Annotated in this window: 19 protein-coding genes; 8 read left to right on the forward strand and 11 right to left on the reverse strand. The window is 71.3% G+C overall.

Annotated elements, in window-relative coordinates; all coding sequences use genetic code 11:
* Nucleotides 1–102 precede the first annotated feature (102 nt).
* Both PV963_RS19665 and PV963_RS19670 read right to left on the reverse strand, forming a co-directional pair.
* Nucleotides 103–1,221 (reverse strand): LLM class flavin-dependent oxidoreductase, encoded by a 1,119-nt coding sequence (locus PV963_RS19665; protein WP_274817048.1) that lies wholly within the window; start codon nt 1,219–1,221, stop codon nt 103–105.
* 114 nt (nt 1,222–1,335) lie between these two features.
* Nucleotides 1,336–2,106, reverse strand: coding sequence for an SDR family NAD(P)-dependent oxidoreductase (locus tag PV963_RS19670; protein WP_274817049.1), 771 nt, complete (start codon nt 2,104–2,106; stop codon nt 1,336–1,338).
* Nucleotides 2,107–2,273: 167 nt separating this feature from the next.
* Here PV963_RS19670 and PV963_RS19675 point away from each other — a divergent pair, with 167 nt between their 5' ends.
* Together PV963_RS19675 and PV963_RS19680 are read left to right on the forward strand one after the other, a co-directional pair.
* Nucleotides 2,274–3,017: a hypothetical protein gene (locus tag PV963_RS19675; RefSeq protein ID WP_274817050.1), complete on the forward strand. Its 744-nt coding sequence runs from the start codon at nt 2,274–2,276 to the stop codon at nt 3,015–3,017.
* Nucleotides 3,018–3,053: 36 nt separating this feature from the next.
* Nucleotides 3,054–3,845, forward strand: coding sequence for a hypothetical protein (locus PV963_RS19680; protein WP_274817051.1), 792 nt, complete (start codon nt 3,054–3,056; stop codon nt 3,843–3,845).
* A gap of 20 nt (nt 3,846–3,865) precedes the next feature.
* Here the strand turns inward: PV963_RS19680 and PV963_RS19685 are convergent, their stop codons facing one another.
* From PV963_RS19685 to PV963_RS19700, 4 genes are all read right to left on the reverse strand, one after another.
* Nucleotides 3,866–4,507: a response regulator transcription factor gene (locus tag PV963_RS19685; RefSeq protein ID WP_274817052.1), complete on the reverse strand. Its 642-nt coding sequence runs from the start codon at nt 4,505–4,507 to the stop codon at nt 3,866–3,868.
* 102 nt (nt 4,508–4,609) lie between these two features.
* A complete protein-coding gene (locus PV963_RS19690) occupies nt 4,610–5,527 on the reverse strand; it encodes a TIGR03619 family F420-dependent LLM class oxidoreductase (RefSeq protein ID WP_274822067.1) in 918 nt (305 codons plus the stop codon).
* Nucleotides 5,528–5,529: 2 nt separating this feature from the next.
* Nucleotides 5,530–6,765 carry an amidohydrolase family protein gene (locus tag PV963_RS19695; RefSeq protein ID WP_274817053.1) on the reverse strand — a complete coding sequence of 412 codons (1,236 nt, stop codon included), beginning with the start codon at nt 6,763–6,765 and terminating at the stop codon, nt 5,530–5,532.
* A 130-nt stretch (nt 6,766–6,895) separates the two neighbouring features.
* On the reverse strand, nt 6,896–7,822 hold the full coding sequence (locus PV963_RS19700; protein ID WP_274817054.1) for a hypothetical protein: 927 nt from the start codon (nt 7,820–7,822) through the stop codon (nt 6,896–6,898).
* 112 nt (nt 7,823–7,934) lie between these two features.
* Between PV963_RS19700 and PV963_RS19705 the strand changes: the two genes are divergently transcribed.
* Complete coding sequence (locus PV963_RS19705) at nt 7,935–8,060, forward strand: hypothetical protein (protein WP_425540923.1); 126 nt, start codon at nt 7,935–7,937, stop codon at nt 8,058–8,060.
* A gap of 78 nt (nt 8,061–8,138) precedes the next feature.
* Here the strand turns inward: PV963_RS19705 and PV963_RS19710 are convergent, their stop codons facing one another.
* Entirely contained in the window at nt 8,139–8,327 is a 189-nt protein-coding gene (locus PV963_RS19710) for a hypothetical protein (RefSeq protein WP_274817055.1), read from the reverse strand.
* A 213-nt stretch (nt 8,328–8,540) separates the two neighbouring features.
* A complete protein-coding gene (locus tag PV963_RS19715) occupies nt 8,541–11,561 on the reverse strand; it encodes an AfsR/SARP family transcriptional regulator (RefSeq protein WP_274817056.1) in 3,021 nt (1,006 codons plus the stop codon).
* A gap of 329 nt (nt 11,562–11,890) precedes the next feature.
* Between PV963_RS19715 and PV963_RS19720 the strand changes: the two genes are divergently transcribed.
* Nucleotides 11,891–12,817, forward strand: coding sequence for an SMP-30/gluconolactonase/LRE family protein (locus PV963_RS19720; RefSeq protein WP_274817057.1), 927 nt, complete (start codon nt 11,891–11,893; stop codon nt 12,815–12,817).
* On the opposite strand, the gene PV963_RS19725 is transcribed toward PV963_RS19720, so the two are convergent.
* Nucleotides 12,807–14,417: a FadD3 family acyl-CoA ligase gene (locus PV963_RS19725; RefSeq protein WP_274817058.1), complete on the reverse strand. Its 1,611-nt coding sequence runs from the start codon at nt 14,415–14,417 to the stop codon at nt 12,807–12,809. The two genes, PV963_RS19720 and PV963_RS19725, sit on opposite strands and share 11 nt — an antisense overlap.
* Nucleotides 14,418–14,514: 97 nt before the next feature.
* On the opposite strand from PV963_RS19725, the gene PV963_RS19730 reads away from it, so the two are divergent.
* The 4 genes from PV963_RS19730 to PV963_RS19745 all read left to right on the forward strand — a co-directional run bounded on the left by PV963_RS19730 (nt 14,515) and on the right by PV963_RS19745 (nt 17,880).
* Nucleotides 14,515–15,675 (forward strand): lipid-transfer protein, encoded by a 1,161-nt coding sequence (locus tag PV963_RS19730; protein ID WP_274817059.1) that lies wholly within the window; start codon nt 14,515–14,517, stop codon nt 15,673–15,675.
* Nucleotide 15,676: 1 nt separating this feature from the next.
* A complete protein-coding gene (locus PV963_RS19735; RefSeq protein ID WP_274817060.1) occupies nt 15,677–16,090 on the forward strand; it encodes a Zn-ribbon domain-containing OB-fold protein in 414 nt (137 codons plus the stop codon).
* Nucleotides 16,087–16,860 carry an enoyl-CoA hydratase/isomerase family protein gene (locus PV963_RS19740; RefSeq protein ID WP_274817061.1) on the forward strand — a complete coding sequence of 258 codons (774 nt, stop codon included), beginning with the start codon at nt 16,087–16,089 and terminating at the stop codon, nt 16,858–16,860. Before PV963_RS19735 ends, PV963_RS19740 begins: the two co-directional genes overlap by 4 nt.
* Before the next feature lie 69 nt (nt 16,861–16,929).
* Nucleotides 16,930–17,880: an alpha/beta fold hydrolase gene (locus PV963_RS19745; RefSeq protein WP_274822068.1), complete on the forward strand. Its 951-nt coding sequence runs from the start codon at nt 16,930–16,932 to the stop codon at nt 17,878–17,880.
* 184 nt (nt 17,881–18,064) lie between these two features.
* Here PV963_RS19745 and PV963_RS19750 read toward each other — a convergent pair whose 3' ends face one another.
* Together PV963_RS19750 and PV963_RS19755 are read right to left on the reverse strand one after the other, a co-directional pair.
* Nucleotides 18,065–20,449 carry a PQQ-binding-like beta-propeller repeat protein gene (locus PV963_RS19750; protein WP_274817062.1) on the reverse strand — a complete coding sequence of 795 codons (2,385 nt, stop codon included), beginning with the start codon at nt 20,447–20,449 and terminating at the stop codon, nt 18,065–18,067.
* A 213-nt stretch (nt 20,450–20,662) separates the two neighbouring features.
* Complete coding sequence (locus PV963_RS19755) at nt 20,663–21,385, reverse strand: VOC family protein (protein WP_274817063.1); 723 nt, start codon at nt 21,383–21,385, stop codon at nt 20,663–20,665.
* Nucleotides 21,386–21,497 lie beyond the last annotated feature (112 nt).

Genomic DNA, 21,497 nt, shown 5'->3' on the forward strand with positions numbered 1-21,497 from the left:
TGCCTAGGGGCGCGGGGCTGTATCGACTTGCGGCTCCGCCGCGTGGGCGCGACCTGCCACACGCCACCCGCACTCGCCACACGGCCCGCACCCCTACGGCGATTACGCGCTCTGCCGGAAACGGGACGTCCGATGCACAGGATCCGTATCGATCTTCGGAACCACGTGCTCCCCGACCAGCCGGATCGTCTGCAGGGTCTCGTCCTTCGGCACCCCCACCGGCAGCCCGAAACTCAACTGGTCCGCCCCCGCCTGCTCCCACCGCTTGCACTGCGTGAGCACTTCGTCCGGATCCCCGCAGATCAGCAGCTCCTCCTCGATGAGGACCTCCACGAACTCCTCGGTGTACTCCGGCAGCGTTTCCGGCCACACCGGAAACCCCTCGGGCCGCGGGAACGTGTCGTGGTACCGGAACACCAGCGACGGCAGATAGTGCAGCTGCCCGTTCGCCGCGATCCGCACCGCCTCCTCATGCGTCGGCGCACAGATCGCCGTGGTCGTCACCATCACGTTGTCGTTGACGAAGTCACCGACCGGCTCGGCATCCACGATCGCCGTCTTGTACTGCTCCAGCACCCACTCCATGTCGGAGACCTTCTGCACGCTGAAGCCGAGCACGCCGAGCCCCTTCTTCGCGGCCATGGCGTACGACGGCGGCGACCCGGCCGCGTACCACATCGCCGGGTGCGAGCCGCCGTACGGCTTCGGCAGGACCTTCCTCGGCGGCAGCGACCAGTGTTTGCCCTGGAAGCCGACGTACTCGTCCTGGAGCCACATCTTGGGGAACTCGGCGATGGTCTCTTCCCAGATCTCCTTGGTGTGGTTCATGTCGGTCACCCCAGGCATGAAGCCCAGGATCTCGTGCGACCCGGCACCCCGCCCGCTGCCGAACTCGAACCGCCCCTCGCTGAGATGGTCGAGCATGGCGACCTTCTCGGCGACCTTCACGGGGTGGTTGACCGGGGCGAGCGGGTTGAAGATGCCCGAGCCCAGGTGGATCCGCTCCGTGGCGTGTGCCAGGTACCCGAGGAAGACGTCGTTGGCGGAGAGGTGCGAGTACTCATCCAGGAAGTGGTGCTCGGAGGCCCAGGCGTACTTGAAGCCCGACTTGTCCGCCTGGATGACGTACTCGGTCTCCTCCATCAGCGCCTTGTGCTCGGCGAGCGGGTCGGTCTCGGCCCGTTTGCCCACGTATCCCTGTACGAAGACTCCGAATTCCAAGGAGATTCACCGCCCCACGGTCAGTTCTGACGATCCGTCAGATACATGGCTCCGACTGTTCCACCGCTCCCCCGGGAGCGTCAATAGCTGACGGTTCGTCAGCCCGAGCGGGGCTCAGACGACGCTCACGCCCGCCAGCCACCCGCCGTCGATCACGAACGGCTGCCCGGTGATGTAGGAGGACTCCTCGCACGACAGGAACAGGGCGAGCCGCGCCACCTCCTCCGGCCGGCCGACCCGCCCCAGCGGCACGAGCTTGCGGTACAGCCGGTCGAGCCCCCTGGCCGTCTCCTCCGGGTCGGCGTCCGGGTCCAGCCGGGCCGGGTTGGACATCGCGGTGTCGATGGCGCCGGGGCAGACGGCGTTGACGCGTATCCCCCGCCCGGCCAGCTCCAGCGCGGCGACCCGGGTCAGACCGACCACGGCGTGCTTGCTGGCCGCGTAGGCACCCACCGCCGCCATCCCGGTCAGGCCGGTGTACGAGGCGGTGTTGACGATCGTGCCGCCGTCGGACATCTCGGGGGCGACGGCCCTGATACCGAGGAAGCAGCCCACCTGGTTGACCTGGACGACCTGCATGAACTCGTCGAGGGGCGTGTCGAGGAGGGAGCTGAAGCGCAGGATGCCGGCGTTGTTGACGAGCCCGTCGACCTGGCCGTAGGCGTCCCTGGCGGCGGCGACGGCCGTCTGCCAGTCGCCCTCCCGGCCGACGTCGAGATGGACGTACCGGGCGCCGATCTCCTTCGCGAGGGCCTCGCCCTGCTCGTCGAGGACGTCCGCCACGACCACCCGGGCACCCTCGGCCGCGAACAGCCTGGCCTCCTGCTCGCCCTGGCCGCGCGCTGCGCCGGTGATGATGACGACCCGTCCGTCGAGCTTGCCCATGGCAGCCCCCTTCGCGCGGTGGACACGGTGGATTCCGCATCGTACCGAGATACCTGACGAAGCGTCAGATGCAAGCCCTGGGCGTTGCTGAGGCGATTCTCACGTAACCCGCAAGTAGGGATGTTTGACCCTGTCGGGGGCGGTCGGGAACTTCCAGGATCTGGCCCATGGCCAAGAGAAGACTGAAGAACAGAAAGATCAGGATCATCGCGATCGGATCGGCCCTCGTGACCGGCGGTGCCGTGGCCACGGTGCTGCTGCCGTCGGCGAACGCCGCCGACGAGAAGACACCCGAGCAGATCATGACGATGTGCCAGAGGGCCAAGGTCCTCAACGGGAAACAGCAGTCCATCTCCGACTTCGGTGGCCACCCCATCGCCGGGCCCGGTTTCGCGTCCGACAACTGCGATTTCGTCGAGACGAACTTCGAGACCTTCGACGGACCGACCGAAAAGGCCTCCATCGACTTCCCGAACTGCGAACCGAACGCCACCGAACCGGCGAAGGTGTCGGTCACCTGGCAGGCGACCGCCGCACAGGGCCAGGGCAAGTACACCTCCACCCAGCAGGGCGGTGCCGGAGGGCTCTTCGGGGCGCTGAGCGGATCCTGGGTCAAGCACAAGGGCACCCTCGACATGACCGTCAGGTCGGCGACCGCCGGTGACACGGAACAGCGGGAAGTCCCCGTCGGCAAGGTGCTCCACATGGAGTTCACGCCGAAGATGCAGCGCATGACGGGCGAATGGCGAGTGCGGATCGACGCGCGTGAGGCGACGACCGTCACCAATCCCACTCCGGAACAGAACTTCGTGGCGCCGGAGGTCGTCGAGGGCCCGGTCGTGCTGCCGGGCGCGGCCGGCGCTCCGGGTGTCGTGGACGGCACCTCCAAGGCCGTACTGACCGACTGCTGACCGACCGCAGCCTTCCTTCCCCCACAGGAGAACCCCATGACACGCACCGGCCGCTCGAGAAGCCACCGGAGCAAGAAGAAGCGCATCACCCTCGCGCTGGCCCCGCTGGCGGCCGTCGCGGTGGCCGTGCCGCTGATGAACCCCGCGGGCGCCGCCACCCCTTCCGAGGTGTCCGCCGACTGCTCGGCGGACTCGGACAAGCTGGAGAACTGCGAGTTCGTCGACGTCCAGTTCAAGCGGGACAGCCTCGGGCCCAATCAGCGCGTCTCCGCGGTGACCGACAACTGCGGATCGACAAGCACCGCCTCGAAGACCTTCAACGTGAGCACGTCCGTCACCAGGACCATCCAGCTGGAGGACGGATTCACCGCGGCCGTCGACACGAAACTCGGCAATTCCTTCTTCGAGATCGGCGCGAAGTTCAGCACGTCCGAGATCAACATCACGCGTGACGACAAGACCACCACCTTGCAGTTCAGCAGGACTGACACCGTGCAGGCGGACAGCATCGGGTTCTTCATGTGGTCCGCGAAGCGCACCGACGTGAGCGGCTACCTCAAGGCCACGTACAAGGAGGCGCAGGACGGAGGCAAGGTCTTCTTCTCCCCGAGCGAGGGCGCCACGAGCGTGCACGTCTTCTATCCGCAGATCCTGAGGAACGGCACCCCCGACGGGCGGCTGTGGCTGCGCAACGTGAAGTGCGGCACGCCTGAGGCGTCGGGCCTGCTCAATTCCACGCGTGCCCTGAGGTCCGAACCGGGATTCGGTGAGGCCGGCGAGAACATCACCGACGTCGAGATCCCGCTGTCGGAGATTCCGGCGCCGTAGCCGGAGAACCTCCGAGGTCCTCAGATGCGAAGCACGGGCGCGGCTCCCAGCCACCTCAGGACCGCGTCCGTGCTGCCGCGTGCGTCCAGCTTGGCGTAGATGTTGCTGAGGTTGTTGCGGACGGTCTTCTCGCTCAGCCGTAACCGCAGCCCGATCTCCTGAGCGCCCAGCCCGGTCGACAGCAGCTCCATGATCTGCCGCTCGCGCGGCGAGAGCCTACCGCGCAGCCGCTCCAGCGCCGTGTCGTGCGTGGACGACGCCCGGCGGGCCCCCTCGCGCAGGGCCGCGCAGGCCGCCGGGGAGAGGTAGGTGTGCCCGATGGTGGCCCCGACGACGGCAGAGGAGAGCATGCAGGTGCAGTAGTCGCCCTCGACCAGATACCCGGCGCCGCCCCGGAACACCTCCACGATGGTCTCGGCGTCCCGGTGCGGAGCGATCACGATCAGCGGCACGCCGCCGGCCCGCAACTCCCGCAGGGCGTCAACCGGTTCGGCGCAGCGCAGGACGACGACGTCCACGCCGCCCGGGATACGGAAGGGCGGGGGCGGGCGCAGGCTCACCACCCGCTCGACGTACGGGTCGTCCGGGGCCGGCCAGTCGGGATGCGGCCAGGTGCCCTCGGGGCAGGCGAGGGCGACGGAGAGTTTCCGGGAAGTGCGCACGTCATTGTGTCCTTCCGCCGAAGCCGTACGAGTCCGTACGTGTCCGTACGTCCGTACATACGGAGGCCGGCGTGGACATGTTCAAGCTTTCAAGGAACGCGCTTACGACAGCAGCGGCGCGACCTCCTCCCCGAACTGCCCGATCTGCTGGGCGAGTTCGTCCCGGCTGCGGCTGCGGAACCGCACCTGGACCTGGTCCACCCCCATCGCGGAAAAGGCCCGCAACGACTCGGCGATGGCGTCGGCGGGCCCGCCGAGCGTCCGCCGCCCGACGTCCCAGCCCGCCGTCCCGACGTACAGGGGCTCGGCGATGGCGCCCACGGTGAACGGCCCCTCGATCCCGGCCTCTTCCCTGAGCCGCCGTATCCGCGCGATCCGGTCCGGCAGCAGGTCCCTCGGGTCTCCCTGCGGCAGCCAGCCGTCGCCCTTGAGCGCGGCCCGTCGCAGGGCGGCGGGCGAGGACCCGCCGACCCAGAGGGGGACACGGTCCTGCGCCGGGCGGGGCCGCTGCCCGAGTCCCTCGAAGTCGTACAGCTTGCCGTGGTGTTCGGGGAACTCCTGCGGCCCGAGGGCGGCGCGCAGGGCGTCGATCGACTCGTCCAGCACGGCCCCGCGCCGCTCGAAGTCGGCCCCCAGCGCCTCGAACTCCTCCCGGACATGCCCGGCCCCGACCCCGAGGACCAGCCGGCCGCCCGACAGATGGTCGAGGGTGGCGTACTGCTTGGCGGTGAGCAGCGGATGCCGCAGCCCCACCACGGCGACGTGGCTGAGCAGCCGGGTCCGCTCGGTGGCCGCCGCGAGGAAGGCGAGGGTGGCGACCGGGTCGTACCAGACCGTGCTCATCGCGGAGGCGAGGCGGCGCGGGATGGCGACGTGGTCGCAGCACGCCAGGTAGGCGAAGCCGGCGCGGTCGGCGGCGCGGGCGACGGCGAGGAGGTCCTCGGGTCCGGCGGCGGCTTCCCAGGGTTCGGCGTAGATCGTGCTCTGGGACTGGACCGGGAGCTGGATCCCGTAGGCCAGGCTCACCGCGCCCCGTCCCACAGCCCGTCGTCGGTCAGCCCCAGCAGCTCGATCGCGTTCCGCCGCACGATCCGCTCCACCACCTCCGGGTCCAGGTGCCCCATCTGCGCCTCGCCGACCTCGCGGGACTTGGGCCAGGTGGAGTCGGAGTGGGGATAGTCGGTCTCGTAGAGGACGTTCCCGACCCCGATGGCGTCCAGGTTGCGCAGCCCGAAGGCGTCGTCGAAGAAGCAGCCGTAGACGTGCTCGGCGAACAGCTCGGACGGCGGCCGGTGCACCTTGTCGGCGACGCCGCCCCAGCCGCGGTTCTCCTCCCACACGACATCGGCCCGCTCCAGGATGTAGGGGATCCAGCCGATCTGCCCCTCCGCGTACATCACTTTCAGATTCGGGAACTGCTCGAACTTGCCGCTCATCAGCCAGTCGACCATCGAGAAGCAGCAGTTGGCGAAGGTGATGGTGGAGCCGACGGCGGGCGGGGCGTCGGCGGAGGTGGAGGGCATACGGCTGCTGCTGCCGATGTGCATGGCGACGACCGTGCCGGTCTCGTCGCACGCGGCGAGGAAGGGGTCCCAGTCGTCGGTGTGGATGGAGGGGAGCCCGAGGTACGGCGGTATCTCGGAGAAGGCGACGGCACGGACACCGCGTGCGGCGTTGCGCCGGACCTCCTCGGCCGCCAGTTCGGGGTCCCACAGGGGGATGAGGGTGAGCGGGATGAGCCGCCCGTGCGCCTTCGGCCCGCACCATTCCTCCACCATCCAGTCGTTGTAGGCGCGGACGCAGAGCAGGCCCAGCTCGTGGTCCTTCGCCTCGGTGAAGGTCTGGCCGCAAAAACGCGGGAACGTCGGGAAGCAGAGGGCGGACTGGACGTGGTTGACGTCCATGTCGGCGAGCCGGGCCGGGACGTCGTAGGAACCGGGCCTCATCTGCTCGTAGGTGATGACCTCCAGGCGTATCTCGTCCCTGTCGTACCCGACGGCGGTGTCGAGGCGGGTCAGGGGCCGGCGGAGGTCCTCGTAGACCCACCAGTCGCCGACGGGACCCTCGTCGCCGGGCCCGCCCATGACGGGCTTGAAACGCCCGCCGAGGAACGTCATCTCCTTCACGGGCGCACGAACGATCCGCGGTCCGGCGCCCCGGTACTTCTCCGGGAGCCGGTCCTGCCAGACGGTCGCGGGCTCCACCGTGTGGTCGTCCACGGAGATGATCAGCGGAAACGTGCTCTCGTGGTTGTCCATGACGCTCACGGTAGCGCTGATCTGACGGAGCGTCAGCTATGTGGGCTCGGAGCGTTTGGGCGCCGTCAGCCGCAGCGCACCTGGGCGTGTCCGTAGCCCATTGGCCCACCTGCTCCAATCCCCCGGCCCTTCACCCCGAAGCCATCAAGGCCGCGCGGATTTCGGTGGTCATTCGGTCCGGGTTCCGGAACACGTCCTGGGCGGTGAAGCGCAGCAGACTGCGCACCTCGGGGCACTGAAGGACCTGGTTGAAGCGCGAGACGTCCCGTCGATGAGCCTCGCGTGTGCCGTGGTAGGCGTACCCCTCGATCTCGACCGCCAGCCCCTCACGCCGGAAGAGGAAGTCGAGGACGACTCGTCGGCCGAGAGGGGTGAAGAGCTGGACCTGGCTCTCGGGCCGGAGGCCGGCGTCGGCCATGCGCAGGCGGGCCACGGTCTCGGCCGGCGACCCGGCCTGGGGGTCGCACAGGTCGAGCCACCGGCGGGCTCTCGCCGATCCCTGCGACGGGGAAGCCAGCGCCGCCACCACCGCGTCCAGGGCGACAAGGGGCGCCCGCCGCGCATCGCCGACCCGGCGGTAGGTCACCGCCGACTCCAGGGCTACGAGCGCGTCGTCCCTCGGGAGCGAGCGAAGCAGGTCAGCGACGGTCCGGAGCGGGCTCGTGAGCCGCAGGCCGTACCGCAACGCCACGTCCCCGCCCTCGAGGAGCGTCCGACGAACGCGCACGTCCTTGACCTTGCCCCGGAAGCTGAGGGCGGGGTCGATGAACTCCAGGCGCGCCTCGGTCGTCGGGGTGAGGGTCTCGATACGCCACAGTGCGGCAGCGGAACGGTGACTCACGACAAGCCGGGGGTTGCGCAGCTGGACGGCTCGGAGCCGCGTGGGCAGGTCCGCGGCCCGGCCCGGCTCCACCCAGGCACCCGACCGCAGGCGGCTCCAGCCCTCCGCCCTGAGGGCACGAGTGAGGCTCCGCGCGGGCCAACCGGATTCCAGGGCGCGGCAGGTGAGCAGCACACCCCCTTGTGCCAACTCCCGCAGCGCCTTTCGTTCCTCCATGCCGCCAAGATCGCAGGAATGGGGGCACGACTTGGCGACCTGTGGATAACTCTCGGGCTCAGCCCTTCAGGGCGCCACGCAATCGGACCCAGGGCGACCTGAACGGGTGGGCGTGCGCCGTTTCCGGGGCCTGGCCCTTCTCGACGCGGTGGCGTTGCGGTGGGGCGTCGAGCAGGGGGAGGCCGGCAAGACGGTCTGGTGTGAACTGGCGTGGGACGAGCCCGCCCGGACGACGTGATGGGCCGGCTCGGGACACACCTCGGCCGCGACGGCTCCCCCTCCGCGCCGCCGCGGCCGAACCCCGTGTGGAGATGGTTTACTTCGCCGGCTTGAACGGCTCCGACGTGGCGTGCATGTCCTTCGTGGTCATGGGCTCATCGGTGGCGTGCATGTCCTGGGTGGTCACGTCACCGTCGGCGGTCTGCGCGTCGTTCACGGCGGCCTCCGTGTCCGTCGTGCCCGTGGCGTGCATGTCCTGCGGCTTGATGACCGGCTCGTCGCTCATGTCCTGGCTCCCGTTGATGTGTTTGTCCGTGGGTCGGCGAAGCCCGTCCGGTCACTCCCCCGCGGGTGGCCGGACGGGCCGTCCTGGGCCGCTCACCCTAGTTCGTCAGGCAGGGCCCCTTATCCAGTGACCCGTCTGCCCCCCGACGCGACGGATCGACTGGTACGAGAATGGCGTCCGGCGATAAACGAATGATGAACGCCCCGCAGGCGGTCACACCGCCTGCACGGGGGTCAGCAGTTCCCGCACGGCCATGGCCTCGGGGGCCCCCAACCCCTCGTAGATGTGAAGAGCTTCCCGCCAGCACGCCTGCGCGCGATCCGTCTGCCCGATACCTGTAAGCGCGCGCCCCAGCACCGTGAGGACGTTGCCGCGCCGCCATTCACCGCCGATGCCGCGCAGCACCGTCAGGGCGAGTTCGGCGTTGGTCGCCGCTTGGGCGTTGCGCCGTGCGGCGATGTCGACTTCGGCGAGGCGGAACAGGGTCATGCCCTCCCAGAGTCGCTGCCGGCTGTCACGGAAGACCTCCAACGCCTCGTGGAGCCTGTCCGCCGCCGCCGTGAGCCCGCCGCTCTGGGTGAGTGCCATTCCCAGTGCGTAGCGGCCGTTGGCACCCCGCATGGAGTTGCCCATGGCATCGTAGATCTCGATGCCCTGCTGGGCCAGTGCCACCGCGCTCTGGGTCCGCCCCGCCGCGAGGTGGATGCGGGACAGGTTGCACAGTGCGCTGGCCTCTCCCGGACGGTCGCCCAGTGTGCGGAAGTGCTGGATGGCATGGGAGAGGTGATCCTCACCGTCCGCATTGCGGTTCTGGTACAGCGCGATGATGCCGCGGGCGTTGCGCCCCCAGCACACGGGGAGGAGGTCACTCGCCTGCCGGGCAAGGCGTATCACCTGCTCGGCTTCCTGGTCCGCCATGTCGAAGCGCCCGCCGTCGACGTGCGCATGGGCCAGAGTCATCAGTGCGCGGGCTTCCACTTGGGGAACGCCCACCTCCCGTGCCGCCTCCAGCAGTGCTCTTGCCGTCGCTTCGTACTCCCTCGGGTGTGCGCCGGACTCGGAGAGGTCGAGCGCGGCCCACAGGAGGTCGATGGCCCTTGGGAGGCTCTCGGGACAGCTCGCCGACTGGCGGGCGAAGGCCAACAGGCAGTTCGCCTCGGTGTAGAGCCAGTCCCGCGCAGCCCTCCGGTCAGGGAACACCAACCCCGGATGAACCGTGACCGCCAGATGATCCACCAGCCGGTCTCCCGGCCGCTCGATCGCGTACACCCCGGCCGCGGACGCCAGGTAGAAGTCCAGCAGCCGTGACAGCGCCGCTCCCCGCTCGCTCGGCGGCAGCTCGTCCCTTTCCGCACAGGCACGCGCGTAGAGCCGTACCAGATCGTGGAAGCGGTAGCGGCCGGGAGCGGCCGACTCGAGCAGTGAGGTGTCCACCAGGGATTCCAGGAGGTCCTCGGTGTCCTCCACGGGCAGGTCCAGGATCGCCGCAGCGGCCGGGAGGGAGATGTCCGGGCCGTCGGCCAGGCCCAGCAGGCGGAAGGCGCGGGCCTGGGCGGGCTCCAGCTGTCCGTAGCCCAGCTCGAAGGTGGCCTTCACCGCCAGGTCGCCGGCCTGGAGTTCGTCCAGGCGGCGGCGTTCGTCGGCGAGCTTCGCCGCGAGGACCGACACCGTCCAGGTACGGCGGGCCGCCAGGCGGGAGGCCGCGATGCGGATCGCGAGCGGCAGGAAGCCGCAGGCCGCCACCACGTCCAGGGCGGCCTTCCGCTCGGACGCCACCCGCTCCTCGCCCACGATCTTCGTGAACAGCGCCAGGGCCTCGTCCGGCGCCATCACGTCCAGGTCGATCAGATGGGCGCCCGCCAGGTCCACCATCCGCATCCGGGAGGTGACCAGGGCGGCGCAGCCGTCCGTGCCGGGCAGCAGGGGGCGTACCTGGGCGGCGTCGCGGGCGTTGTCCAGCAGGACCAGGACGCGGCGGCCGGCCAGGACCGAGCGGTACAGCGCCGCGCGCTCCTCCAGGGAGTCGGGGATCGCCGAGTCGGCCGTGCCGAGGGCACGCAGGAAGGAGCCCAGGACCGTCTCCGGCTCCGCCGCCCGGGCGCCCGCGCCCTGGAGGTCGACGTACAACTGCCCGTCCGGGAACGCCCCGCGCGCCTGGTGGGCCACGTGCACCGCGAGGGTCGTCTTGCCCACGCCGCCGATGCCGGCCAGGGCCGAGACCGCCATGACCCGGTTCTCGGCGGAGGCCAGGATGTCGCCGAGCTCGCGGACGAAGCCGGAGCGGCCGGTGAAGTCCGGCACCGTCGCCGGCAGCTGGGCCGGGCGGACCTGGACGGAGGCCGGCTCGGGGGCGGGGGAGGAGGGCTCCGCCAGTCCCGGGTCGGCCTGGAGGATCCGCTGTTGCAGTTCGCTCAGGCCGGGGCGCGGGTCCACGCCCAGTTCGTCGGCGAGCAGACGGCGCGTGTCGGCGTACACCGCGAGGGCCTCGGCCTGGCGGCCGCTGCGGTACAGCGCCAGCATCAGCAGTTCGCGGAGCCGCTCGCGGAGCGGATGGGCCGCGGTGAGGGCGGTGAGCTCCGAGACCGCCTCCGCGTGGCAGCCCTGCTCCAGGTCCATGTCCAGGCGGGATTCGGCGAGTTGGAGCCGCCACTCCTCCAGGCGGACGCGCTGTGCCTCCGCGTACGGGCCGGGTACGCCGGCCAGCGTCTCCCCGTCCCACAGGGCGAGGGCCCGCCGCAGCACCTCACGGGCGTGGCAGAGATCGCCGGCCGACCGGGCCTTCTCCGCCTCGGTCGCCAGGTCCTGGGCGACGGCCAGGTCCAGGGCACCGTCGCCGAGGCCCCGTATCGCGTATCCGCCGGATTCGCTGACCAGGACGCCGGAGTCCAGCACCTTGCGCAGACGGGAGGCGTACGTCCGCAGCGCCGCCAGGGCCTGCGAGGGCGGGTCCTCGCCCCACAGGGCGTCGATCAGCTCCGCGGCCGTGGCGGTACGGCCCTCGCGCAGCAGCAGGGCGGCGAGCAGGGCGCGCTGCTGGGGGGAACCGGTGGTGAGCGGCTCGTCGCCCCGCCAGGCGCGCACCGGCCCGAGCACGCCGAAGCGCAACGCCGCCCGCGCCGTCGATCCCCCCGATTCCCCCGACTCCCCCGACTCCGGTGACTTCGGCGGCTGTGCCGAGGAGTCGGAACGCCGCTGCTCCGGTACGCGCGGTACACCGTCCGGTACACCGTCCATGCAGTCCCCCTAGACATCCTGAGCAACCACGCCAGTTTGCCTTGTGCGCGGCGGATACGTCAGCCGTGGGGGACACCGATCACAGGGCGGCGCACGGGAGTCCACAAGGTCCGCACACTCTCTCCGCTTCCAGGGGACTTCGCTCCGCGCCGGGATCCGGAGGAGGGGTGGAGCGATCGGGCCACGAGGCAGGTGAGCTTTCCGGGCAGCGGGGGCCGCAAGGCGCCCAAACGCTCCAGTTTCCCGTGTTTGCGGGGGTGAGTGGTGGCGCCGGGCGGCATAGTGGTCCGGCAGATCAGGAGTCGGACCGAGGGTGGAGGTGGCGGGGTATGCCCGGCGAACAACCGCAGACGTACGAGACGCTCGACGAGCGGTTCCGGACCGGCCGGTGTCAGGCGGGGGACTCGCGGCTGGAGACGTTGTTCGAGGGGTGCCGGTGGGCCGAGGGGCCGGTGTACGTGCCGGCCGGGCGGTATCTGCTGTGGAGCGACATCCCGAACGACCGGCTGCTGCGGTGGGACGAGACCACGGGGTCCGTCGGGGTGTTCCGCTCGCCCGCCGGGTATCCCAACGGCAACACCCTGGACGGCCAGGGCCGGCTCATCACCTGCGAGCAGGGCAACCGGCGGGTGACCCGGACCGAGCACGACGGCTCGGTCACCGTGATCGCCGAGCGGTTCCGGGGGAAGCGGCTCAACAGTCCGAACGACGCCGTCGTGAGGTCCGACGGGTCGGTGTGGTTCTCCGATCCCGAGTTCGGGATCGCGACCGACTACGAGGGGCACCGCGCGCAGAGCGAGATCGGCGCCCGGAACGTGTACCGCGTGGACCCCGGCAGCGGCGAGGTGCGCGTGGCCGCCGAGGGGTTCCAGGGCCCCAACGGGCTGGTGTTCTCCCCCGACGAGCGCAAGCTGTACGTGTCGGACAGCGTGGCCAATCACATCCGCGTCTTCGACGTCCGGCCGAACGGCACCCTGACCGGCGGCGACGTCTTCGCCGAGTGCCGCAGCGGCAACTTCGACAACATCCGGTTCGACGACGAGGGACGCCTGTGGGCCGCCGCCATGCACGGCGGTGTGCACTGCTACGACCCCGACGGCACGCTCCTCGGCCGCATCCTCGTGCCCGGCACCGTCGCCAACATCCGCTTCGGCGGCGCCCGGCGCAACCGGCTGTTCATCGCCGCCGACACCACCCTCTACTCCCTGGTCATGTCCGTCACCGGGACCCCGCCGCTGCCGCCGGTCAGCCGCTGAGGAGGCCGTCCCGCAGCGCCCCCTTCACGACCTTTCCGCTCGCGTTGCGGGGCAGCTCCGCCACGAACTCCACCGTCCTCGGGACCTTGTAGTTGGCCATCTCCCTGCGGGACCAGGCGATCAGGTCGTCCGCCGTCACAAGTGCGCCCGGGCGCCGTACGACGTAGGCCCTGCCGACCTCCCCCAGCCGGGCGTCGGGTACGCCGATCACCGCGACGTCAGCCACGTCCGGGTGCAGGCCCAGGAGTTGCTCTATCTCGGCGGGGTAGGCGTTGAAGCCGCCGACGATGAACATGTCCTTGAGGCGGTCGGTGATGCGCAGGTTGCCCGCGGCGTCCAGGACGCCGACGTCGCCCGTGCGCAGCCAGCCGTCCTCCGTCAGCACCTCGGCGGTGGCGGCCTCGTCCTCGTGGTAGCCGGTCATGACGTTGAAGCCGCGGACCAGGACCTCGCCCGGCCTGCCCGGTTCCTGGGGCTCGCCCCGGGAGTTCACGACCCGCACCTGGGTGCCGGGGATCGCGCGGCCCGACGTCGACGCGATCACCGCCGGGTCGTCGCCGCGCCGGCACATCGTGACGACGCCGCCGGCCTCGGAGAGGCCGTAGGCCGTCAGGACCGTGCCGATGCCGAGTTCCCCACGCAGCCGCTCGACGAGTCTCAGCGGCACCACCGCCGCTCCCGTCACCACGAGGCGCAGTGCCGACAGGTCGTGCGCGTCCCGTGCCGGGTGGTCCAGGAGGGACTGGAGGAGGGTCGGGGGGCCGGGGAGCACGGAGACCCGTTCCGCCGCGATGTTGGCCAGGACCGTGTTCACGTTGAACACCGGCTGGGGGATCATCGTCGCGCCCCGGATCAGGCAGGCGATCACCCCGGCCTTGTAGCCGAAGGTGTGGAAGAACGGGTTGACGATGAGGTAGCGGTCGCCCCGGGTCAGGCCCGCCAGCTCGCTCCAGATGCCGTACGCCCGCAGCGTCTGCGCGTGGGTGATGACCGCGCCCTTCGGGCGGCCCGTCGTGCCCGAGGTGATGACGATGTCCGAGGGCCGGGAGCCGTCGACCGCCTCCGCCCTCGCCCGCACCTGCGCCGCCCCGACCGCCTCTCCGCTCGCCAGGAAGTCCTTCCAGGTGAGGAAGTCGGCCGGGGCGTCCTCCGAGAGGACCACCACGTGCTCCAGGGCCGGCAGGCCGGGCAGCGGGCCGAGGCCCGGGCCCTGTCCCGCCGCCCTGCGCAGCGACGCCACGTACGACGTGCCGAGGAACGTGCCCGTCACGAACAGCAGCCGCGCCCCGCTGCGGCGCAGGACGTCCGCCGCCTCCGCGCCCTTGAAACGTGTGTTCAACGGCACGAGCACCGCGCCTGCCGAGACCGCGCCCAGGGCGCTGACGATCCAGTCGAGCGTGTTCGGCGCCCAGATGCCGACCCGGTCGCCCGGTCGGATGCCGTTCGCCAGGCAGGCCGCCGCCGCGCGCTCCACACGGGCGCCCAGTTCCGCGTAGGTGATCCGGGTGCGGCCCTCGACGACCGCCTCGGCGTCCGCGTACCTCTCGGCGGCCGCCCGCACCAGGCCCGGGATGCTTCCCCACTCCGTATCCGCTCGCACAGCGCGCCTCCCGAAGACATAGGAGCTGACTGCTCGTCAGATTATCGGTAACCTGACGATCTGTCAGCGACCGTTCGGCCCCGGAGGTGCGCGCAGCATGGCAGCAGGATCGGGAGGCCTCAAGGACGCCACCGCCATCGTCGGCATAGGCCAGACGCCCTTCGCCAAGCGGCTCCCCGAGGACGAACGCACCCTCGCCTGCCGTGCCGTCCTGGCCGCCCTCGACGACGCCGGGATCGCGCCCGGCGAGGTCGACGCCCTCGCCTCCTACACCATGGAGGAGACGGACGAGGTCGAGCTGGCGAAGGCCTGCGGCTTCGGCGACCTCACCTTCTTCAGCAAGGTCGGCTACGGAGGCGGCGGTTCGTGTGCCACCGTCGCCCATCTCGCCGCCGCCGTCGCCACCGGCCAGGCGAGCGTCGGGGTCGCCTGGCGGTCGCGCAAGCGGGGCAGCGGGCCCCGGCCGTGGACCAACACGGCCGTCCAGCTGCCGACCCCGGCCCAGTGGACCCGGCCGTTCGGGCTGCTCCGGCCGGCCGACGAGATCGCCATGCTCGCCCGTCGCTACATGCACGAGTACGGCGCCACCCGCGATCACCTGTTCAACGTCGCCCTGGCCTGCCGCAACCGCGCCAACCAGAACCCCGCCGCGATCATGTACGACCGGCCCCTGACCCGCGAGATGTACATGACGTCCCGCTGGATCAGCGAGCCCCTCTGCCTCTTCGACAACTGCCTGGAGACGGACGGGGCGCTGGCCTGTGTCGTCGTCTCCGCCGAGCGCGCCCGGGACTGCCGCCGGAAACCCGTCTACGTCCATTCCGCCGCCCAGTCGCTCCCCGCCCAGCACCACGGCATGGTCAACTACTGGAACGACGACCCCCTCACCGGACCGGCCTGGACCGCCGCCCGGCACCTGTGGAAGCACTCCGACCTGACGCCCCAGGACGTGGACGTCGCCCAGATCTACGACGCCTTCACGCCTCTGGTCCTGCTGTCGCTGGAGGGCTACGGCTTCTGCGGGCGGGGCGAGGGCGGGGCGTTCACCGAGGGTGGGGCGCTGGAGACCGGCGGGCTGCTGCCCGTGAACACCGGCGGGGGCGGGCTGTCCGAGGCCTATGTCCACGGCTTCAACCTCGTCAACGAAGGCGTGAAGCAGTTGCGCGGGACCAGTACCGCGCAGGTGCCGGGCGCGTCGGCCTGCCTGGTCACGGCGGGTGAAGGAGTGCCCACCTCCGCCCTTCTGCTGAGGAGTTGAGATGCTGCGTCCCGTCACCGACACCGACGGTGCCCCGTTCTGGGAGTACGCCGCCCGGGGCGAGCTCCGTGTCCAGGCCTGTGCCGGCTGCGGTGAGCTCCGTTTCCCGCCCCGGCCCTGCTGCCCGCACTGCCAGTCCTTCGAGGCCGAGTGGCACCGGTTGTCCGGCCGGGGCCGCGTCTGGTCGTACGTCGTCCCGCATCCGCCGCTGCTGCCCGGCTATGCCGAGCTGGCGCCGTACAACGTGGTCGTCGTCGAGCTCGACGAGGCGCCGCGCATCCGGCTCGTCGGCAACCTCGTCGCCGGACCCGGTCAGCCGATCAACTCCCTTGCCACGGACCGCCTTCGGATCGGCACCCGGGTGCGGGCCGACTTCGCCGAAGGGCTTCCCCGGTGGATTCCGGAGCGGTCATGAGCAGGGTGCTGGTCAGTGCCGACGAGGACAGCGGGGTCGCCGTCGTCACCCTGAACCGGCCGGACCGGCTCAACGCCGTCGACCTGGAGATGGCCGGTGAACTCGCCCGGGTCTGGCGGGAGTTGCGGTTCGACGATTCTGTGCGGGCCGTCGTCCTCACCGGCGCCGGTGAGCGTGCGTTCTGTACGGGCATCGACCGGGACGCCGTCGTGCCGCAGCCGAGCTCGCCGTACGCGCAGGACGATCCGCTGCTCGGCATCGGGCCGAAGGCGAACGACCTGTGGAAGCCGGTCGTCGCCGCCGTGCGCGGGATGGCCTGCGGGGGTGCCTTCTACCTGCTCGGGGAGGCGGAGTTCGTGGTCGCCGACACCACCGCCGCCTTCTTCGACCCGCACACCACCTACGGCATGGTCAGCGCCTACGAGTCCGTCATGATGGCGCAGCGCATGCCGTACGGGGAGGTCGCGCGGATGGCGTTGATGGGGACGGCGGAGCGGATCTCCGCGCGGCGGGCGTACGAGGTCGGGCTGGTGTCGGAACTCGTCGTGCGGGGTGAGGCGTTGGGGGCGGCGCGTGCGTGCGCCGCCGTGATCGCCGGGTATCCGACGGAGGCCGTGCAGGGGACCGTGCGGGCGCTGTGGGCCGCGAGCGAGGCGGGGCGGTCCCGGGGCGTCGCACAGGCGCCGCATCTCATCGCGCTCGGGAACGCGGCGGGTGAGGAACAGGTCCGGCTGTTCGCGGGGCGGCGGCGCGAGTACCGGTCGCGCTAGGCAATACCGGTTGCGTTTGGAAATCGTTTACTCGTACACGCGTATGCTCGTCGGGTGGTTGAGCATCGGATGATCGACGTGAACGGCATACGGCTGCACATCGCGGAGCAGGGCGAGGGCCCGCTCGTGGTGCTGCTGCACGGGTTCCCGGAGTCCTGGCACTCCTGGCGGCACCAGTTCCGGCCGCTGGCCGAGGCCGGTTACCGGGTGGTCGCGCCCGACCAGCGCGGGTACGGGCGCAGCGATCACCCCGAGGACGTGGCCGCGTACAGCATCTTCCACCTGGTGGGCGACGTGGTCGGGCTGGTCCACGCGCTGGGTGAGGAGCGGGCGTTCGTCGTCGGGCACGACTGGGGAGCGCCGGTGGCCTGGCACACCGCGCTGCTGCGGCCGGACGTGGTGCGCGGGGTTGCGGGGCTGAGCGTGCCGCCGCCGTTCCGTGGCGGGCAGCCGCCGCTCACAACCATGCGGGAGCGGTTCGAGGGGCGCTTCTACTGGAACTACTTCGAGCAGCCCGGGCTCGCCGAGGCCGAGTTCACCGCCGACACCCGCGCCACCCTGCGCAAGCTGCTGTACTCCGCCTCGGGCGACGCACCGGGCGCCGGGCGCCCCGAGCAGGCCCTGGTCGACCTGGAGCGGGGCTGGCTGGCGGACGCGCCCGACCCCGAGGTGCTGCCCGACTGGCTGACCGAGGAGGACCTCGACGTCCTCACCGACAGCTACGCGCAGGGCTTCACCGGCGCGCTCAACTGGTACCGGAACCTGGACCGCAACTGGGAGCTCACCGCCCCCTGGCAGGGAGCGGTCGTCTCCCCGCCCGCGCTGTACGTGTACGGCGACCGGGACCTGGTCCCGGCCTTCCCGGGCACGCCCGAACTGATCGAGAAGCTGCCCGAGTTGATGCCCGACCTGCGCCGGAAGCCGCTCGTGCTGCCGGGCTGCGGCCACTGGACGCAGCAGGAGCGGCCCGCCGAGGTGACCGAGGCGCTGCTCGACTTCCTGACGGAGCTGCGGGACTGACGCCCTGTCCGGATCAGTCCCAAGGGGGCTTCTGATGGATCTCCGTGGAAGAAGGAGCGGCGTTCGGTGCGTGCTCTCGGCGTGCCGGGCGGAAGGCCTCGTAGCGGAGCTACCAGGGTTTTTGTCCGGTGCGGCGAGAGTGCGTGCCGAACGCCGCGACGCCGCGGAGATCCATCAGAAGCCCCTAGCTCGTGCGCGCCGTGCCCGTGCCCTTCTCCGCGTCCAGCGCGTACACGCAGCGGTCCTTGCTGCACGCGTACACCACTCCGTCCTGGACGACCGGGGAGCCGGTGATCTCGCCGCCGGTGGCGAGCTTCCAGCGGAGCCGGCCGTCGTCGGCCTTCAGGGTGTAGAGCAGGTGGTCGGTGGAGCCGAAGTGGATCCGGCCCTCGGCCACCGAGGGGGCGCCCACGATGTCGCCGCCCGCCTGGAAGCGCCACTTGGGTGTGCCGGTGACCGCGTCGAGGGTGTAGAGGCCCTTGCCGCTGCCCACGTGGACATGGCCGGCGGCGACCAGCACGGGGTCGACGGACGCCCGGGACTCGGTGGCGATGCGCCAGCGGTCACGGCCGTCGGTGGCGTCGAGGGCGTAGACCGTGCCGAGGTAGTCGGCCAGGTAGATGCCGCCGCCGGTGACGGCCGGGCCGGGGACGAAGGTGGGCGGGGAGAGGAAGACGGCCGGGGCCTCGAAGTGCCACTTCACGTGCCCGGCGGCCACGTCGAGGGCGAGGACGCGGGTGCCGGCGCAGACGTAGACGTAGCCGTCGGACGCCTGGGCGATCCGGACCGGGACGCCGCCGCAGGAGGCCGCGTCGCCGATGGGGTACGACCAGCGCTCGTCGCCGGTGCGGGCGTCCAGGGCGCGCAGCCGGGCGTCCTGCCACACGTAGACCGTGCCGTCGTGCAGGGCGGGTCCGGCCTCGGGCGACTCGAAGTCGCTCTGGCAGCCGGTGACCTCCCAGAGCTTCTGGCCGTTCGAGGCCTCCCAGCCCTGGACGCCGCCGCCCCGGGTGCCGGTGACGACGGTGCCGCGGCCGGCCTTGAGCGAGTAGACCCAGGCGTCCGTCTGCAGGCGCCACAGGTCGGCGCCCTCGCGGGCGTCGAGGGCGAACAGCGTGGGCCCGTCGGACGCGTGGATACGGCCGTCCGCGACCGCCATGGACCATGCGACGTCCCGGGTCTTGAAGCGGCGGCGACCGGTGGCCACGTCCAGGGCGTGCACCTCGAAGGAGGTGACGTAGACCAGGTCGCCGTCGACGGACGGGGTGCCCCAGACGTCGTTCGACATACGGAACCGCCAGGGCCGCCAGCCGCTCGCCTGTTCGGGCGGCGCGGCCGGGGCCGGGGGTGCGGCGACGGCAGGGCCCACGGCAGGGTCCGTGCCGTTGACGCCGGTGCGGGGCTTGGACCAGGAGGCGGCGAGGGCGGCCTCCGGAGGGGGTGCCTTGACGGCGGCGGCACGGACGTCCGCGACGCGCGGGCCCGGGCCGATGGGCACCTGGGCGCCGGCCAGCCGCACCGGGCCGGTGTCGGGGCCCCCGACGGGCACGGGCGCCGGGACGACGGGGTCGTGCGAGGGCGGGGGCGGGATGGGCGCAGGGCCCGGGGCCGGGCCGGGCCCGGGGCGTCCGCCGCCGCTGCGTCCGGCGCCGGGGGCGGGCTTGCCGGCCGGCCGGCCGTTGCGGCGGGACTCGATCAGGCTCACCGCCCGCTCGGGCAGCCACGCCGAGGCCGTGCCGCTGTCGTCGGAGCCGGAGCCGAAGAGGTGGGGAGCCAGCTGGGCCTGCAGGTCGGCCGGGTTGGGGCGGGCCGTCGGGTCCATCTGCATACAGGACTCGATGAGCGGACGCAGCTCGTCCGGGAGACCCTCCAGGTCCGGGCCCTCGCGCAGCAGCATGAAGACCGTCTCGACCGGGTTGGCGCCGTGGAAGGGCGGGTGTCCGGTGGCGGCGAAGACCAGCATGGAGCCGAGGGAGAAGACGTCGCTCGCGCCCGTGACGCTGCGGGAGTCCTTGGCCTGCTCGGGCGACATGTAGGCGGGCGTGCCGACGGCGACATTCGTCATCGTCAAACGCGTGTTCGAAACGCCCGACGCGATGCCGAAGTCGATCACCCGGGGGCCGTCCTCGACGACCAGGACGTTCGACGGCTTGAGGTCCCGGTGCACCAGCCCGGCACCGTGGATGGACTGGAGCGCCTCGGCCACACCCGCTGCCAGCCAGCGCACCGCCTGGGCCGGCAGCGGCCCGCAGTCGTTCACTATCTCTTCGAGGGAGGGCGCGGGAACGTACGCGGTGGCCAGCCACGGCACGGCGGCGCGCGGGTCGGCGTCCACGACCGCGGCCGTGTAGAAGCCGGAGACGGCGCGGGCCGCCTCCACCTCACGCGTGAAGCGGACCCGGAACAGCTGGTCCTCGGCCAGCTCCGTCCGGACGGTCTTGATCGCCACGCGCCGACCGGACGCCGAGCGCGCGAGATAGACCAGCCCCATGCCGCCGGCACCCAGCCGTCCCAGCACCTCGAACGGCCCGATCCGCCGCGGATCGTGCTGCGTCAGCTGATCCACCACTCTGCCTGCCACCTCCCCGTACGAGCCGCGCCAAGCCACATGTTCCACGCGACCCCGTGCAGCGTCTCACCACCGCACCGCCATGGCGGCACGCACCCCGATTCTTCCTGGCCGGAGCCCTGGTTGCGAACCCGGTGACAATTGGGATGTCTCGGTACACATCCGACCAAACAGTGACCAAACAATGACCAAACAACGCCTGATCAGCCCTGCTCAGCGGTGCAGCAGCGCGAAGGACGCCCCCTGATTGTCCGTGACGACGGCGACCGTGCCGTACGAGGTCTGGAAAGGCGGGGCCTGGATCCGGCCGCCGAGCCGGGTGACGTCCTCCAGCGCGGCCGGTACGTCCTCGACGGCGAAGTGGACGAGGAAGTGCGGCGGCATCTCGGCCGGGAAGACGTCGGAGACGGGGGCGCGGCCGAAGTCGGGCTCGGCGTCCGGCCCGAACAGGGCCTCCTGGAAGAGGTCGCCGTAGAAGGCGTTGGCCGCCTCGGTGTCCCGGGCGTACAGCTCGGCCCAGGCGAAGGTGCCCGGCTCGTGCCGCCTGCCGAAGCCGGGGTGCTCCCCCGGCTGCCACAGGGCGAAGACGGCCCCCTCCGGGTCGGTGACGAGGGCGGTGACGCCCAGCTCGCCGGCCGGCACCGGCGCCGAGACGACCTGCCCGCCCGCCTCCCGGATGCGCCGGACCAGGGCCGCCGCGTCCGGGGTCGCGAAATACACCGTCCAGACCGTGGGCAGCCGGCCGTCCATCTTGCGGACCAGCGCGGCCACGGGTTCACCGTCCTTCAGCGCCTGCGCGAAGGGGCCGAACCAGTCCTCGAAGGTCCACCCGAAAAGTTCACCGTAGAACCGCTTGCCCGCCTCGACGTCGGGAAGCTGCGCGTCCACCCAGCAGGGAACGCCCTCTGCGTACACCGATGCCCTGTTTTCGGCCATGCCGACAACGTAACCGCGACTGCCGCACCCCGCAGACCAGGCACACCAGCCCCCGCACTCCCTTACACCCCATTTGCAGTCGGCCGAATCGCGCCCCGATCACGCCTCGGTA

This window comes from Streptomyces coeruleorubidus (assembly GCF_028885415.1).
GTDB classification, from domain to species: Bacteria; Actinomycetota; Actinomycetes; order Streptomycetales; family Streptomycetaceae; genus Streptomyces; species Streptomyces coeruleorubidus_A.